Genomic DNA, 14,356 nt, shown 5'->3' on the forward strand with positions numbered 1-14,356 from the left:
CGGTCGGCGCACGCGTCACGTCTGCACCGGAAGCAGCGGGTCACGTCCGTGCCGGCTGTTTCTCCTCGAGCAGGTGCGACGGCTCGATACCGTCCGCCAGGCGTCCTTCCCGCTTCGCGGCGAGGTAGCGGTCGAGCAGGACGGCGAAGACGACGATGAGCAGCAGCGACCAACCGAAGGTGGTCTTCATGTACTCCGCCGCGCGCCCGGCTTCCACCCATCGGCTCGACAGCCACGAGTCGTAGCTCAGGAAGCCGTAGACGGCGAGCCAGGCGGGCCAGTTCCGCATCACGGAATTCGGCAGCAGCACCGTCATCAGCAGCGGGAACAGCATCATCGAGTAGTACATCTGGCCGAGCGATCCGAGCAGGAACGAGGCCGCGAGCAACACACCGCCGGCGGTGCACACGAAGAACACCTCGTCGTGGCGGCAGTAGCGGTAGAGCAGCCACACCGAGACCGCGACCATCACCGCGAGCACCGCCCGCAGGCCGAAGACCAGCCAGGCCGGGAGCCCGTAGTACATGCCGTTGCCGACGATCGCGCTGTTGAAGTAGTCGCGGGACTCGAGCAGGTACGGCACGGTGTGTTCGACGAACTGCCACGCGTCGACCGACAGGGGCCACGCGATGATCGTCAGCGCGATCGGGACGCCCGCGGCGGTGATGAAGACCTTCCACTGTCCGCGCACGAGTGGCAGGAACAGCAGGGGAGCAAGGATCGGTTTGACGGCGAAGGTCAGGCCGAGCGCAGCTCCCGCCCACAGATCACGGCGTTTGAGCAGCAGCGTCAGGAAGGCGATCTCGCCGAGCAGGACGAGACCGTTGATGTTCGTGAAGACGAGCGTGTTCGTCACCGTCTCGGACGCGAACGCGGCGAAGACCAGCACCGGCGCGATCGGCGAGTCGAGTCGCAGACCGAACATGCGCAGCAACAGGTAGAGCGCGACGAGGATCGCGATCGCATTGGCGAGGATGAACAACCACCGCGACCGTTCGGGGTCGATCACCGCGATCGGGGCGATCAGCAGCGTGCCGGAAGGTGGGTAGAGATAGTGGGGATCGACCCACTGGAACTCGGCGGTGTACACCGGCCGGCGGTTGAGGAAGGCCAGCGCCGCGTTGTAGACCGGGGTGAAGTCGTCCGTCCGGAACCCGTTGACCGCTTTGACCACGACCCGGTGCAGAACCGTCAGTACGGCAAGCGGCCACACCACGGCCTTGACCACCTCGGCGGTCGTGCGTGCGGTCCGGGGTTCGAGACTTCTGAGGAACACTACGGCACGGTACACCGCGGGCCTGCGGACCCGTGCACACGCCCTGACCCCGTGCCGGGAAGGTTCACGCGGGGCACAGGCTCCCGTTGGGCGGAAGTTCCCCCTCGGACAGATAGGCCTCCACCCGGGCCTGCACGCAACCCGAGTGCAGGACCGCCGAGTAGCCGGCCCCCTGCCACGACAGCGACGCCCAGGCGATACCGCCCGCGGTGAGCACACCTGTCACCGACTCCACGCCGGCATTGCCCACGACCGGGTCCGCGGCCCCCGAGGAGACGAGCACGGGCACGTCGAGCGCAGCCGGCAGCGGCGGGGGAGGCAGGCTCGGCCACGCCGCACATGCCGTCAGGCCCGTCGCAAGGTCCGCGCCGTAGAGCGGATACAGGGTCGACCAGCTCCGGGCGAGATCGCCCGCATGGGTCGGGGTCGGCCACCGCTGTCCGTCGCTGCACCGGGCGACGAACTGACCGTCCGTCGAGAGCCTCTCCTCGGCCGCGCCGACCAGTTCGATGAGCGGCATGACATCGCCGTCCCGTGCCGCCGCGAGGACGTCCGCCACCTCACGGACGCGGCCCTGCAGATCGCCGCGCGGCGTGCCGAGGACACCCGTCAGCGCCGTGAGGAACGAGTTGGCCGAGACCGGCGCGAGGTCACCCTCGGTGGCCTGCTCGTGCAGATCCTCGATCGCCGCGCGGGGATCGTCGCCCAGGGCGCAGTCGAGGGCGATGCACTGCCGCGTGAAGGCATCGACGGCGGCCTCCGCGCCGCGGGCCTGCGACTCGGCCATGAGCTCGGCGTCGGCGGTGGCCGCGGCGGGGGAATCGAGGACCAGGCGGCCGACCGCGCCCGGATAGGCGGCGGCGTAGGCGAGCGCGACCGTCGCCCCGTTCCCCACCCCGAGGAGGCCGATCCGGTCGACGCCCCATGCCTGGCGGAGGCGTTCGATGTCGTCGGCGGCGTGCGATGCGCCGAACATCAGCTGCTGGGGCTGCAGGTAGTCGGTGCACGAGACGGTCGCCTGTCGGCCCAGATCGGCGACACGTTCGGGTGCATCGCCGGTGCGGCCGAATTGCCCGAGATCGCCGAGACCACGACGGTCCGCGGGGAAGATGCAGTCGATCGCGAGCGAGTTGCCGATTCCGCGCCGATCCACCGCGACGATCGGGCGCATCGCCAGTGCACCGGACATCGGACCGGTCGCCATGCCGGTCAGTGCACGCGAGGACGCGATGTCGGCGCCGGTCGTGAGAACCAGCGGCGCCACGTCGGTGGGCGTATCGGGCAGTCGTGCCCGCATGACCGCCAGTGGGAAGGTGCCCGTCACGGTGCCGGCCGCATCGATCGGGGCGACGACCTCCGCGCACTCGAGAACCAGGCCCTGAGGGCCGGGCGGTGCGTCGAACGAGGAGAGTGTCTCGTCGGTGCAGTTCCGCCACGCCGGTTCGGCCGACGGCACTGGAAGGTCGGGCACTTCGGTCTCGTCCTGCGGGGTCCTGTCGACGGCGACACCGGGATCGTCGCGCACCACGGCGACGTCGGGACGTATCGACGGTCCTGCTCCGCACGCGGTCGACGCCGCGGCAACCGTGATCAACATCGCGGCGATCACTCCCGATCTGCGCATGCGCACAGCCTGCCAGGTTCACCGGCGGACGCGTGCAGCCGGTGGTGGAGCGGCCGATCCGAAGTGTCCTCCCGGTGCATGACGCCGAGGTGAACGCCGTGTGAAGTAGGTCGCAATCCGGATTCGAGTGAGGATCCGAGCATGGTGCGGTCGTACCCTGGGCTAATGCACGAACGTCTCGTCGACCGCAATCCGGTGGTGCCTGCAGACCAGTTGGTGGCGCAGATGGTGCCCCCCGCGATGTTCGACGAGGTGAGCTTCGAGTCGTACATCCCGGATCCGAACGAGCCGAGTCAGGCGGCCGCGGTGAAGACCGCGGCGGAGTTCGTCGGCAAGATCGGGAAGATCCGCGGCGGCAAGCGCGGCCTGTTCGGCCGCCGCTCCCAGCCGCAGGGTGCCGGCCTCTACCTCGACGGCGGCTTCGGCGTGGGCAAGACCCACCTGCTCGCCTCGATCTTCCACAGCGCACCCGCCCCCAAGGCCTTCGGCACGTTCGTCGAGCTCACCCACGTCGTCGGCGCCCTCGGGTTCAACAAGGCCGTCGAGGAGCTGTCGAGCCACAGCGTGCTGTGCATCGACGAGTTCGAACTCGACGATCCGGGCGACACCATGCTCGTCTCGCGTCTGCTGACCGAACTGTCGGCCCGTGGCGTCTCGATCGTCGCGACCTCCAACACGCTCCCCGGCCAGCTGGGTGAGGGACGGTTCGCGGCACAGGACTTCCTGCGCGAGATCAAGAAGCTCGCGTCGATCTTCGAGACCATCCGCGTCGACGGCCCCGACTACCGTCACCGCGACCTGCCGCCCGCACCCGATCCGGTCGACTCGGCCGAGCTCGCCGAGCGCGCCGAAGCGATCCCGGGCGCCACGCTCGACGACTTCGACGAGCTGTGCGCGCACTTGAGCACGCTGCACCCCTCGCGTTACGGCAAGCTCGTCGAGGGTGTCCCCGCGGTCTTCCTCGAGGGCGTGCACCCGGCGAAGGACCAGTCGGTTGCCCTGCGTCTGGTGGTCCTCGCCGACCGCATGTACGACGCGAGCATCCCCGTGACGGTCTCCGGCGCCAAGCTCGACGAGATCTTCACGCCCGAGATGCTCGCCGGCGGTTACCGCAAGAAGTACCTGCGCGCGACGTCCCGTCTCCTGGCGCTGTCCCGCTTCGAGGTCGCCGCGGGCTGATCGGATACCCGGCGCTCGTGTGCGCCGGGTCGTCCTCACCCCATCACCGGCTCACTGCCGGGAGTTTCGTTCAGAGGGTGCGCTGCATGACGAAATCGTCGTGCGTCTGCGCGCCCACGACGAACGTGCGCGTGCCCACCACCTCGAAGCCCTGCTTCTCGTAGAAGCGCCGGGCGCGGGTGTTCTCCTGGTTGACGCCGAGCCACAGGCCCGCCCGCCCGAGCGTGCGGGCCCGCGCGACGATCGCGTCCATGAGCGCCGCGGACACCCCGGAACCGTGGTGACCCGGCATCACGTACAGCTTGCTGATCTCGGTCGCCGGCCGTGCCGTGAGCATCGCATCGATCGCCGGATCCTCGGGAGCGGCGTCCACTGCCATCAGATAGCCGACGATCTCCTCACCCGCGCGCGCCTCGAGAACGATGCGTTCGGGGGAGGACAGATACTCGGCGAACTTCTCCGCGCTGAGGGTGCGCTCGATGAAGTCGGCGATGTCGTCCTCGGCGGCGTCCGGAGGGCAGGCGAGCGGGAAGGTCGCGGCGGCGACCTGGGCGATCGCCTCGGCATCCCAGATGCCTGCCTCGTCGACGGAGACCGCTTCTTCGAGTGGTGGCATGGACATGCACACCAGTGAAGCACTCGGACGGGACGATCCGGCAGGTGCCCCGCGTGTCGATGCGAGACGGAGACACGAGCCGGACGTGAGGCGGAAAAGGGTCCGGATATGGCTGAACCCCAGCCTTGGATGGGGGGTCATGGCTGGGGTTCGACACCATCGGGGGGATGGCAACATCCACGCTACATGAGGGATACCTCAGGTTCCAGCCGCACTGGTCACGGTTCCGTCACACGGTCCCGTGCATACGACTTGCACGAAATGTCGGTGCGTTGTACCGTCGCGGCTATGAAGCGCGTACTCGTAGTTCACCGCCGTAGCGGGGTCTGATTCGGACCGACCCCTCGCTGCGGGTCGTTGAGCTACGCGTCGGTCCTCCCTTCTCGTGGAAGACCACTACGAACGATGAACGCCTTCACCTCCTTCTCCGATTTCGCTCCGATGTTCCCTTTCGGCACCCCTGATGCCGATCCGTTCTTCGCTCGCTACGGGCGTGCCCTTCCTCGCGGACTGCGTGAGGAAGCCTCCGGCATGAGCTGGACGGAGTTCGAATCCACCTACGGTGCCCAGCACGGCCCGGTCCGCCTCGGTGGCTGGACCGCGACGGCCCTGGGTGCGGGGCGCAGCGCCTTCGAGGCGACGATCGCGATCGGCGACACGATCCACACGGCATCCGCCACGACCTGCGGGCCGATCGCCGCAATGACTGCGATGCTGTACGACCTCGGGCTGAACATCGAGATCCTGTCGTTCCACCGCCACGACCTCGGTGGGATGTCCGCGACCTTCCTGTTGTGCCGTTCCGGCGAGCGCACGACCTGGGTGATGGGCACGGGCGAGACCGGCAACGAGTCGTCGCTGCGGGCGATGATCGCGGGGATCAACAAGCTCGGCGCGTGACGCGCCGGTCCGGTGCGGGGGAGTACCTTCGCACCGGACCACCCGCAGTCGGATCTCTCACCGGGGTGACCCGGACGATCGGCCGGCTCCACGAACGAATGCGTCTCCACGAACGAATGCGTCTCCACGAACGAATGAAGGCCCCCTTCGAAATTCGAAGGGGGCCTTCATCTTCTGTGCGCGATACTGGGATTGAACCAGTGACCTCTTCCGTGTCAGGGAAGCGCTCTCCCGCTGAGCTAATCGCGCCGGCATGGTGATCGCCGGAGTGGAGCGGATGACGGGATTCGAACCCGCGACCCTCACCTTGGCAAGGTGATGCGCTACCAGCTGCGCTACATCCGCATGTGCACGTTGTTTCGGTGAACCGGTTCGACCCACGTGCTGGTCGAACCTGGTGCGCGATACTGGGATTGAACCAGTGACCTCTTCCGTGTCAGGGAAGCGCTCTCCCGCTGAGCTAATCGCGCGAGGTGGAGACGGGAATCGAACCCGTGTGCACGGCTTTGCAGGCCGTTGCCTCACCACTCGGCCACTCCACCGTAAAAGGTCGAGTCCAACCTCTCGAGCGGATGACGGGATTCGAACCCGCGACCCTCACCTTGGCAAGGTGATGCGCTACCAGCTGCGCTACATCCGCATTCGCACCGTTCGGCGTCTTGCTCTCCGTGGTGCGGTTCAAAACAGTAGCCGAGCATCTACGAAACACACAAATCCGCAGGTCAACGGCGGAAAACCGGCAGATTTCGCGAACGTGACGGCTCGATGACCCCATGAGAGGTGTCGAATCGGGCTTCCGAATTCGGCTTCGGGGCCGATCTCGCGTCTCCTGCTCGGGTCGATCCCGCCGGCGGTCGCGCCCTCCGGGGCCTCCCGGGCGGAGGGGCGTGCCGCTCCGGGTGCCGACTCCTGCCCGCCCGCGTGCGCGCGCGTGCAGCGCCCGGACGCGCTGCACGGAACATCGCATCGAAACGCTGCGACCAGGCGATTCGTGTTCGTGGCGGGAGCGTGTTAGTGTTCCATCTCGTTCGAGCCGCTGCGAAGCGGCCCGGTCCCGTGGCTCAGTGGAAGAGCGTCCCGTTCACACCGGGGAGGTCGCTGGTTCGATCCCAGCCGGGACCACCGAGATGGACAGTGACGAAAGGCACCCCCGCAGGGGTGCCTTTTTTCGTACCTTGATGAAATCGTTGAGCGTGCGTGGCGCCCGGTCGGGCGGGTCGCCCGCGAGCGCTTGTTTCCTTCGAACCGCAACGGCCCCATCGGGCTCGACCACGCGTGTCGTGTGGGCACAGCTGTGGTGCTTGTGGCCGAAGTGCGCATAGTGATGGCAGGATCGTGGTCGTCGAGGAGGACACGTCCGGATGAGCGTTGCGGACAACGAATGGCCGGTCGTGGGGGCGACCGGAGCGAGATTCGGATCCGGTCGGTCCCGTCGACGTCGGCGGCCGGCGGATCACGCCGTGCCGGTACGGAATCACCGCGAGCCGGGCCCCGTCGTGGACGAGGTCACGGCAGCCGAGGTGTACCGGCCCGCAGCGCAACCGGTCGACAGAGCGCGATCGGTCGACACAGCGCGATCGGTCGACAGAGCGCAGTCGGTCGGAGCAGCGCAGGCGGCCGGCCGGAATGCGGGCACCGGGACCAGTGTGGGAATCGAGGACATGAACCAGCCAGAGACGTCGTCGTTCGTGCGCCCGTTCGTACGGAGCGGGGGACGCACCCGAGCCGAGGTGGAGTTGCCTCTCGAAGTGCTCGTGTCGGCCGTCCCCTCCGCGATGGGCAGTGAGTCCGGTCCGGCGATGGATGAGCATCGCCTCGTGCTGGCGTTGTGCGCCCAGCCGAGATCGATCATGGAGATCGCGGCCCTCGCGCAGATCCCGCTCGGTGTCGCCCGCGTGCTCGTCGGCGATCTCGCGGCGACCGGCGAGATCACCGTGCACCGCACCGCAGACAAGGTGGGACCGAACGTCGAACTGCTCGAACGGGTACTGACGGGTCTCAACCACCTCTGAGGACTTCACGGCTCCCTGTGTTCGCGGTCCGCGCGGATGTCGATAGCATGAGGAAGTTGCCGTGTGCTCGCGGTCGTCGACCGCAGCACGTGCCCGGCGACGACCACGTATCAGGCATCGAGCCGAGGAGTCCGTCACAGTGACCACGCCCGCATCCGCGAAACCAGCCACGATCGTCCGGGTGCCCGCGGGGACCACTGCGGGCGCGGCGGTCCGTGACGCGGGTCTGCCCACCAAGGGACCCGAGACGATCGTGGTCATCCGCGACTCCGAAGGCGCGCTGCGCGACCTGTCCTGGACGCCCGAAGCGGACGTCGAGGTCGAGGCCGTCGGCGCCGACACCGACGACGGCCGCAGCGTCATCCGCCACTCGGCCGCCCACGTGCTCGCGCAGGCCGTGCAGCAGGAGTTCCCGGAGGCCAAGCTCGGCATCGGCCCGCCGATCCGCGACGGCTTCTACTACGACTTCCAGGTCGAGCGTCCCTTCACGCCCGAGGATCTCGCGAAGCTCGAGAAGCGGATGAAGAAGATCGTCAAGGACGCCCAGCGCTTCTCGCGTCGCGTCGTCGACAGCCTCGAGGACGCCCGCGAGGAACTGAAGGACGAGCCGTTCAAGCTCGAACTCATCGACGACAAGGCAGGAAGCAGTGACTTCGAGCCGGACCCCGAGGTGATGGAGGTCGGCGGCAAGGAACTGACCATCTACGACAACCTCAACCCGCGCACGGGTGAGCTCGTCTGGAAGGACCTGTGCCGCGGCCCGCACGTGCCCACCACCAAGTTCATCCCGGCCTTCAAGCTCACGCGCAGCTCCGCGGCCTACTGGCGCGGCGACCAGGACAACGCCGGCCTGCAGCGCATCTACGGCACGGCCTGGGAGTCCACCGAGGCGCTCGACGCGCACCTCGAACTCCTCGCCGAGGCCGAACGCCGCGACCACCGCAAGCTCGGCAACGAGCTCGACCTGTTCTCGTTCCCCGACGAGCTCGGTTCGGGTCTGCCCGTCTTCCATCCCAAGGGCGGCATCATCCGCCAGGAGATGGAGAACTACTCGCGCCAGCGGCACGTCGAGGCCGGCTACGAGTTCGTGTACTCGCCGCACATCACCAAGGGTCAGCTGTACGAGGTCTCCGGTCACCTCGACTGGTACCGCGACGGCATGTTCCCCGCGATGCACATCGACGAGGAGCTCAACGAGGACGGCACCGTCCGCAAGCCGGGCCAGGACTACTACCTCAAGCCCATGAACTGCCCGATGCACGACCTGATCTTCCGGTCGCGCGGGCGCTCCTACCGCGAACTGCCGCTGCGCATGTTCGAGTTCGGTTCGGTCTACCGCTACGAGAAGTCCGGTGTCGTCCACGGCCTGACCCGCGTGCGCGGCATGACGCAGGACGACGCACACATCTTCTGCACCCCGGAGCAGATGCGCGACGAGCTCACCAGCGTCCTGAACTTCATCCTCGACCTGCTCAAGGATTACGGGCTCGACGACTACTACCTCGAACTGTCGACGAAGAACCCCAAGAAGTTCGTCGGCAGCGACGAACTGTGGGACGTCGCGACCGAGACGCTGCGCGAGGTCGGTGAGGCCTCCGGCCTGAACCTCGTGCCCGACCCGGGCGGAGCCGCCTTCTACGGCCCGAAGATCTCCGTGCAGGTCAAGGACGCGCTCGGCCGCAGCTGGCAGATGTCGACGATCCAGCTCGACTTCAACCTGCCCGAACGCTTCGAGCTCGAGTACACCGGCGCCGACGGTGCCAAGCACCGTCCCGTCATGATCCACCGCGCACTGTTCGGTTCCATCGAACGGTTCTTCGGTGTGCTCACCGAGCACTACGCCGGTGCCTTCCCCGCGTGGCTCTCGCCCGTTCAGGTCGTGGGCATCCCCGTGGCCGCCGACTTCGAGGGTCACCTGTTCGACGTCGTCGGCAAGCTGAAGGCGCAGGGGATCCGCGCCGAGGTCGACGTCTCCGACGACCGCATGCAGAAGAAGATCCGCACCCACACCACCCAGAAGGTGCCGTTCATGCTGCTCGCCGGCGAGCGCGACGTCGCGGCCGGCGCGGTCAGCTTCCGCTTCCGCGACGGCACGCAGGTCAACGGCGTGCCCGTCGACGAGGCCGTGCGGATCGTCACCGAATGGGTCCGCCGCCGCGAGAACGCCTCGCCCACCGCCGAACTCGTCGGCTCCGGTGGGGAAGGCAGCCCGTCGTGACGGGCGACCGCACCCCGGGACCCGCCGACATCCCAGCGACCGAGGACAGTCCCGCCTCGATGGTCGATCGCGGCGTGGGAGAGTCCGACCACCTGCAGCGCCTGTGGTCGCCACACCGGATGTCGTACATCACCGAGTCCCCGCGGGGTCGCGACGAGCCGTACGAGCCCTTCACCGACATCCCGAAGATGTCCGACGAGGAGGGCCTGGTCGTCGCACGCGGCGAACTGGTGTACGCGGTGCTCAACCTGTACCCGTACAACCCGGGCCATCTGATGATCGTGCCGTATCGCCGGGTGGCCAACCTCGAGGATCTGACGCCCGAGGAGAGTGCCGAGCTCATGCAGTTCGCGCAGCGGGCGCTCCGCGTCATCAAGCGCGTCTCGCGGCCGCACGGCTTCAACGTCGGCCTCAACCTCGGTGCCGCGGCGGGAGGCTCGCTGGCCGAGCATCTCCACCTGCACGTCGTCCCGCGCTGGGGCGGCGACGCCAACTTCATCACCGTCCTCGGTGGGTCGAAGGTGATGGTGCAGCTGCTGCGCGACACCCGTGCACTGCTCGCCTCGGCATGGGACGAGTGACAGTCCTCCCCGAGTCGTCGCGATCGCAGCGCACGGCCGTGGTGCCGTTCGCGTGCCGACCCACCGCGGGCCGACCGCGCATTTCCGGCTCCACTCGTGGCAGGATCGGATTCCGGACACAACGGTCGGACAGGAAGACAGGGGTCGCGGGATGCTGAGCTTCTTCGGGCGTGCGTCGGTGTCGAAGGTCACCGCGCCGCTCGGCAAGGCGCTGATCCGTACCGGCCTGACTCCGGACGCCGTCACGCTCATCGGCACCGTCGCCACAGTCGCCGCCGCCGTGACGCTGTTCCCCATGGGACACCTGTTCTGGGGCGCGATGGTCATCTGGCTGTTCGTCATGTTCGACATGCTCGACGGCGCCATGGCCCGGGCCCGCGGGGGCGGAACGCGCTTCGGAGCGGTACTCGACGCGACCTGCGACCGGGTCGCCGACGGTGCGATCTTCGGTGGTCTCGCGTGGTGGGCCGTCTACCACGAGCAGAGCCGCCCGTTGTTCGTCGCCACCCTCGTCTGCCTCGTGACCTCGCAGGTCATCTCGTATGCGAAGGCGCGGGCCGAGGCGAGCGGTCTGTCCGCCGACGGCGGTCTGATCGAGCGGCCCGACCGGCTCGTGATCGTGCTCGTGGGCGCCGGTCTCACCGGCCTCGGGCTCGACTGGGCGATCCACATCGCGATGTGGCTGCTCGTCGTCGGATCGGTGATCACGGTCTTCCAGCGGGTTCTCGCCGTCCGCAACTCCGCGGGTGCGCGCGAACTGCTTCCCATCACGCCCCCGGCCGGCGGGACGACGGAGACCCGGGACGACGGGGGAGCGCAGTGAGTGTCGGCGAGAAGGCGTCCGATCTCGCGTACGCGGGTGGCTGGCGCCTGGTCCGGGCGCTGCCCGACGGCGTCGCGCGACGGTTGTTCGACGCCGGCGCCGACCATGCGGCGCGCCGTGGCGGCGGACCGCAGCAACTGCGCCGCAACCTCGCGCGGGTGCTCGGGGTGCAGCCGCACGAGGTGCCCGACGATCTGATCCGCCGGTCGGTCCGGTCCTACGCGCGCTACTGGCGCGAGGCGTTCCGCCTGCCGTCGATGGATCTCGACGCGACCGCGAAGTCGATCGATTCGTCCATCGAGGGCCGTGAGCACATCGAGGCGGCGCTCGCCGCCGGTCGCGGCGCGATCCTGGCGCTGCCCCACAGTGGGAACTGGGATCTCGCCGGCGTGTGGTGCGTCCGCTACTTCGGCGGATTGACCACGGTCGCCGAGCGCCTGCGTCCCGAGTCCCTCTACCGCCGTTTCGTGGACTACCGCGAGGGTCTCGGTTTCGAGATCTTCCCCTCGAGCGGCGGGGAGACACCTCCGTTCGGGGAGCTGGCCGCGCGGTTGCGCGACAACCGGATCGTGTGCCTGCTCGGCGAACGCGACCTCGCTCGCAAGGGAGTCCCGGTCACCTTCTTCGGCGAACCGACCCGCATGCCCGCCGGACCGGCGAAACTGGCCATCGACACCGGTGCGGCACTGTTGCCGGTGCACTGCTGGTTCACCGAGGACGGCTGGGGGTTCCGCGTGGATCCGGAGCTCGACGTGAGCGTCGGGATCGACGCTGCCACACAGGCCCTCGCCGACCGGTTCGCCGCCAACATCGCCGCCCACCCCGAGGACTGGCACATGCTGCAACCGTTGTGGCTCGACGATCTGTCGGAGGCCCGCCGCGCCCGGATGGAGGCGTAGGTGAGGATCGGGATGGTCTGCCCGTACTCCTTCGACGTTCCCGGTGGAGTACAGGCACACGTCGTGGATCTCGCGGAGGTCCTCATCGGGCGCGGGCACGAGGTGAGCGTGCTCGCTCCCGCGTCGGAGACGACGCCCCTGCCGGACTTCGTCGTCTCCGCAGGTCGCGCCGTCGCCATCCCGTACAACGGATCGGTCGCGCGCCTGAGTTTCGGTCCCGTCTCCTACGCGCGGGTCCGCCGCTGGATCAACGACAACGACTTCGACGTCCTCCACATCCACGAACCGAACGCGCCGAGCCTGTCGATGCTCGCGCTCAAGGTGGCGGAAGGGCCGATCGTGGCGACCTTCCACACTTCCACGACGAAATCGCTGGTGCTCAGCACCTTCCAAGGCGTCCTGCAGCCCTATCTCGAGAAGATCAGCGGCCGGATCGCGGTGTCCGAGCTGGCCCGGCGCTGGCAGGTCACCTCTCTCGGCGCCGACGCGGTCGAGATCCCCAACGGTGTCGACGTGCCGTTCTTCCGGCACGCCCCGCTGCTGCCGGGTTATCCGCGACCGGGCCGCACGGTGCTCTTCCTCGGCCGGTACGACGAATCCCGCAAGGGCATGGATGTCCTGCTCGGAGCGTTGCCGGCTCTCGTCGCCCGGCATCCCGACATCGAGATCCTCGTGGTGGGGCGCGGCGACGAGGAGCGGTTGCGGAAGGAGGCGGGGCGCTACTTCCGGCACCTGCGCCTGCTCGGGCAGGTCGACGACGACGAGAAGGCGTCCGCGATGCGCAGCGCGGATGTGTACTGCGCGCCGAACCTCGGTGGTGAGAGTTTCGGCATCGTGCTCGTCGAGGCCATGGCGGCGGGGACGGCGGTCGTCGCCTCCCAGCTCGACGCCTTCCGCCGTGTGTTGCGCGACGGACAGGCCGGTGTCCTCGTCCCGGTCGGCGACGCCGACGCGCTCGCACGCGGCATCCTCGAGGTCCTCGACGACGACGACCGCCGGCAGGCGCTGGTCGACTTCGGATCCACGGTGGTCGAGGCGTACGACTGGCCGGTGGTCGCTGATCAGATCCTGCGGGTCTACGAGACCGTCACCGTCGGTGCCGGCCCGGTGCGGGAGGTCCGGTCGTGACCGTCAGCGCGGTGACGATCCTCGTCCTGTCGCTGGTCGCCGCCGTGGTCGTGGCGATCGGTGTGTGGGCCTATTCCACCGCCAACCGGCTCGACCGTCTCCACGTGCGCTCGGATCTGTCCTGGCAGGCACTCGATGCGGCCCTGGCGCGCCGCGCGGTGGTCGTGCGGAGCATCGCCGCGTCGATCCCCGTCCCGGAGGGACGCGCACTCGCCCGACTCGCCGACACCGCCGAGCGGGCCGACCGCGACCGGCGCGAGGAGGCCGAGAACGCGTTGTCGGCTGCCCTGGCACGCCTCGAGACCGGCCGGCTGCGCCCCCAGCTCGTGGCCGAACTCGCCGACGCGGAGGCGCGCGTGCTCATCGCCCGCCGCTTCCACAACGACGCGGTACGCGACACCCTGGCGCTGCGCACCCGACGACCGGTCCGCTGGCTGCACCTCGGGGGAACCGCGCCGCTGCCCACCTACTTCGAGATCGCCGAGCGGGCGGGTGCGGTCGCCACCGCGTCTCCGGCCGTTCCCGGCACGGCTCCTTCTCCGAGCGCGGCCCCTGCATCCGGCACTGCCACTGCTCCCGCTGCGCGCACCATCCCTGTGCCGGATCGGGCACGCACGTCGGCCCGCGTCGTGTTGCTCGACGAGGACGGCCGGGTCCTGCTGCTGCGCGGACACGACCCGGCAGTGCCCGAGCGGCACTTCTGGTTCACGATCGGCGGCGCCGTCGAACCCGGCGAGAACCTCGCGTCGGCCGCGCTCCGCGAGCTCGCCGAGGAGACCGGCCTGCGGGTCGAGCGCGATCTCCTGTGCGGGCCGATGTGGCGGCGCGTGGCCGTCTTCCCGTTCAACGGCGAGGTCCTGCACTCGGAGGAGCTGTTCTTTGCGGTGCGGGTGCCATCCTTCGAACCCGCAGCGGACGGCTTCACCGATCTCGAGCGGAGCATGCGCCTCGAACACCGCTGGTTCGACGACGACGAACTGCAGACGCTCGTGCAGTCCGGGAACCCGGTCTACCCGCACGATCTGCCCGAGCTGCTCGACGAGGCGCGGCAGGTCGCGATGCGGCGGCTCGAGCCGGAGATCCGCGCGATCCACTGAGCC

12 protein-coding genes and 6 tRNA genes are annotated in these 14,356 nt (G+C 68.7%); 10 read left to right on the forward strand and 8 right to left on the reverse strand.

Annotated features, from left to right (window positions below; translation table 11 throughout):
• Positions 1-40: 40 nt before the first annotated feature.
• Both AC0LPE_RS10205 and AC0LPE_RS10210 read right to left on the reverse strand, forming a co-directional pair.
• Complete coding sequence (locus AC0LPE_RS10205) at positions 41-1,276, reverse strand: glycosyltransferase family 87 protein (protein WP_490606128.1); 1,236 nt, start codon at positions 1,274-1,276, stop codon at positions 41-43.
• 64 nt (positions 1,277-1,340) lie between these two features.
• Entirely contained in the window at positions 1,341-2,900 is a 1,560-nt protein-coding gene (locus tag AC0LPE_RS10210; protein ID WP_037191399.1) for an alpha/beta fold hydrolase, read from the reverse strand.
• A gap of 165 nt (positions 2,901-3,065) precedes the next feature.
• On the opposite strand from AC0LPE_RS10210, the gene zapE reads away from it, so the two are divergent.
• On the forward strand, positions 3,066-4,079 hold the full coding sequence (zapE, locus tag AC0LPE_RS10215; RefSeq protein ID WP_016694441.1) for a cell division protein ZapE: 1,014 nt from the start codon (positions 3,066-3,068) through the stop codon (positions 4,077-4,079).
• 70 nt (positions 4,080-4,149) lie between these two features.
• On the opposite strand, the gene AC0LPE_RS10220 is transcribed toward zapE, so the two are convergent.
• Positions 4,150-4,701 (reverse strand): GNAT family N-acetyltransferase, encoded by a 552-nt coding sequence (locus AC0LPE_RS10220; protein ID WP_490606129.1) that lies wholly within the window; start codon positions 4,699-4,701, stop codon positions 4,150-4,152.
• Between the two features lie 399 nt (positions 4,702-5,100).
• On the opposite strand from AC0LPE_RS10220, the gene AC0LPE_RS10225 reads away from it, so the two are divergent.
• Entirely contained in the window at positions 5,101-5,595 is a 495-nt protein-coding gene (locus tag AC0LPE_RS10225; protein WP_490606130.1) for a 2-isopropylmalate synthase, read from the forward strand.
• A 177-nt stretch (positions 5,596-5,772) separates the two neighbouring features.
• Here AC0LPE_RS10225 and AC0LPE_RS10230 read toward each other — a convergent pair.
• From AC0LPE_RS10230 to AC0LPE_RS10250, 5 genes are all read right to left on the reverse strand, one after another.
• Positions 5,773-5,844: transfer RNA gene (locus AC0LPE_RS10230), tRNA-Val, on the reverse strand.
• Between the two features lie 20 nt (positions 5,845-5,864).
• A tRNA-Gly gene (locus tag AC0LPE_RS10235) sits at positions 5,865-5,940 on the reverse strand.
• Between the two features lie 50 nt (positions 5,941-5,990).
• Positions 5,991-6,065, reverse strand: a tRNA-Val gene (locus AC0LPE_RS10240).
• Position 6,066: 1 nt separating this feature from the next.
• Positions 6,067-6,137 (reverse strand) — tRNA-Cys (locus AC0LPE_RS10245).
• Positions 6,138-6,162: 25 nt separating this feature from the next.
• Positions 6,163-6,235: transfer RNA gene (locus AC0LPE_RS10250), tRNA-Gly, on the reverse strand.
• Between the two features lie 410 nt (positions 6,236-6,645).
• Here AC0LPE_RS10250 and AC0LPE_RS10255 point away from each other — a divergent pair.
• The 8 genes from AC0LPE_RS10255 (at position 6,646) to AC0LPE_RS10290 (ending at position 14,353) form a co-directional block, all read left to right on the forward strand.
• Positions 6,646-6,717: transfer RNA gene (locus AC0LPE_RS10255), tRNA-Val, on the forward strand.
• 239 nt (positions 6,718-6,956) lie between these two features.
• Complete coding sequence (locus AC0LPE_RS10260; protein WP_490606131.1) at positions 6,957-7,607, forward strand: DUF742 domain-containing protein; 651 nt, start codon at positions 6,957-6,959, stop codon at positions 7,605-7,607.
• Positions 7,608-7,746: 139 nt separating this feature from the next.
• Positions 7,747-9,825: a threonine--tRNA ligase gene (thrS, locus tag AC0LPE_RS10265; protein WP_490606132.1), complete on the forward strand. Its 2,079-nt coding sequence runs from the start codon at positions 7,747-7,749 to the stop codon at positions 9,823-9,825.
• A 59-nt stretch (positions 9,826-9,884) separates the two neighbouring features.
• The gene (locus AC0LPE_RS10270; RefSeq protein WP_051033086.1) at positions 9,885-10,406 is read left to right on the forward strand and encodes an ATP adenylyltransferase; all 522 of its coding nucleotides are present in this window, start codon (positions 9,885-9,887) and stop codon (positions 10,404-10,406) included.
• 151 nt (positions 10,407-10,557) lie between these two features.
• Positions 10,558-11,229: a phosphatidylinositol phosphate synthase gene (pgsA, locus tag AC0LPE_RS10275; protein ID WP_490606133.1), complete on the forward strand. Its 672-nt coding sequence runs from the start codon at positions 10,558-10,560 to the stop codon at positions 11,227-11,229.
• Entirely contained in the window at positions 11,226-12,128 is a 903-nt protein-coding gene (locus tag AC0LPE_RS10280; protein WP_006551380.1) for a phosphatidylinositol mannoside acyltransferase, read from the forward strand. Before pgsA ends, AC0LPE_RS10280 begins: the two co-directional genes overlap by 4 nt.
• The gene (locus AC0LPE_RS10285; protein ID WP_016694911.1) at positions 12,129-13,256 is read left to right on the forward strand and encodes a glycosyltransferase family 4 protein; all 1,128 of its coding nucleotides are present in this window, start codon (positions 12,129-12,131) and stop codon (positions 13,254-13,256) included.
• Positions 13,253-14,353, forward strand: a complete 1,101-nt coding sequence (locus AC0LPE_RS10290; RefSeq protein ID WP_490606134.1) for an NUDIX hydrolase — start codon at positions 13,253-13,255, stop codon at positions 14,351-14,353. Before AC0LPE_RS10285 ends, AC0LPE_RS10290 begins: the two co-directional genes overlap by 4 nt.
• Positions 14,354-14,356 lie beyond the last annotated feature (3 nt).

The organism is Rhodococcus sp. S3 (assembly GCF_058211795.1).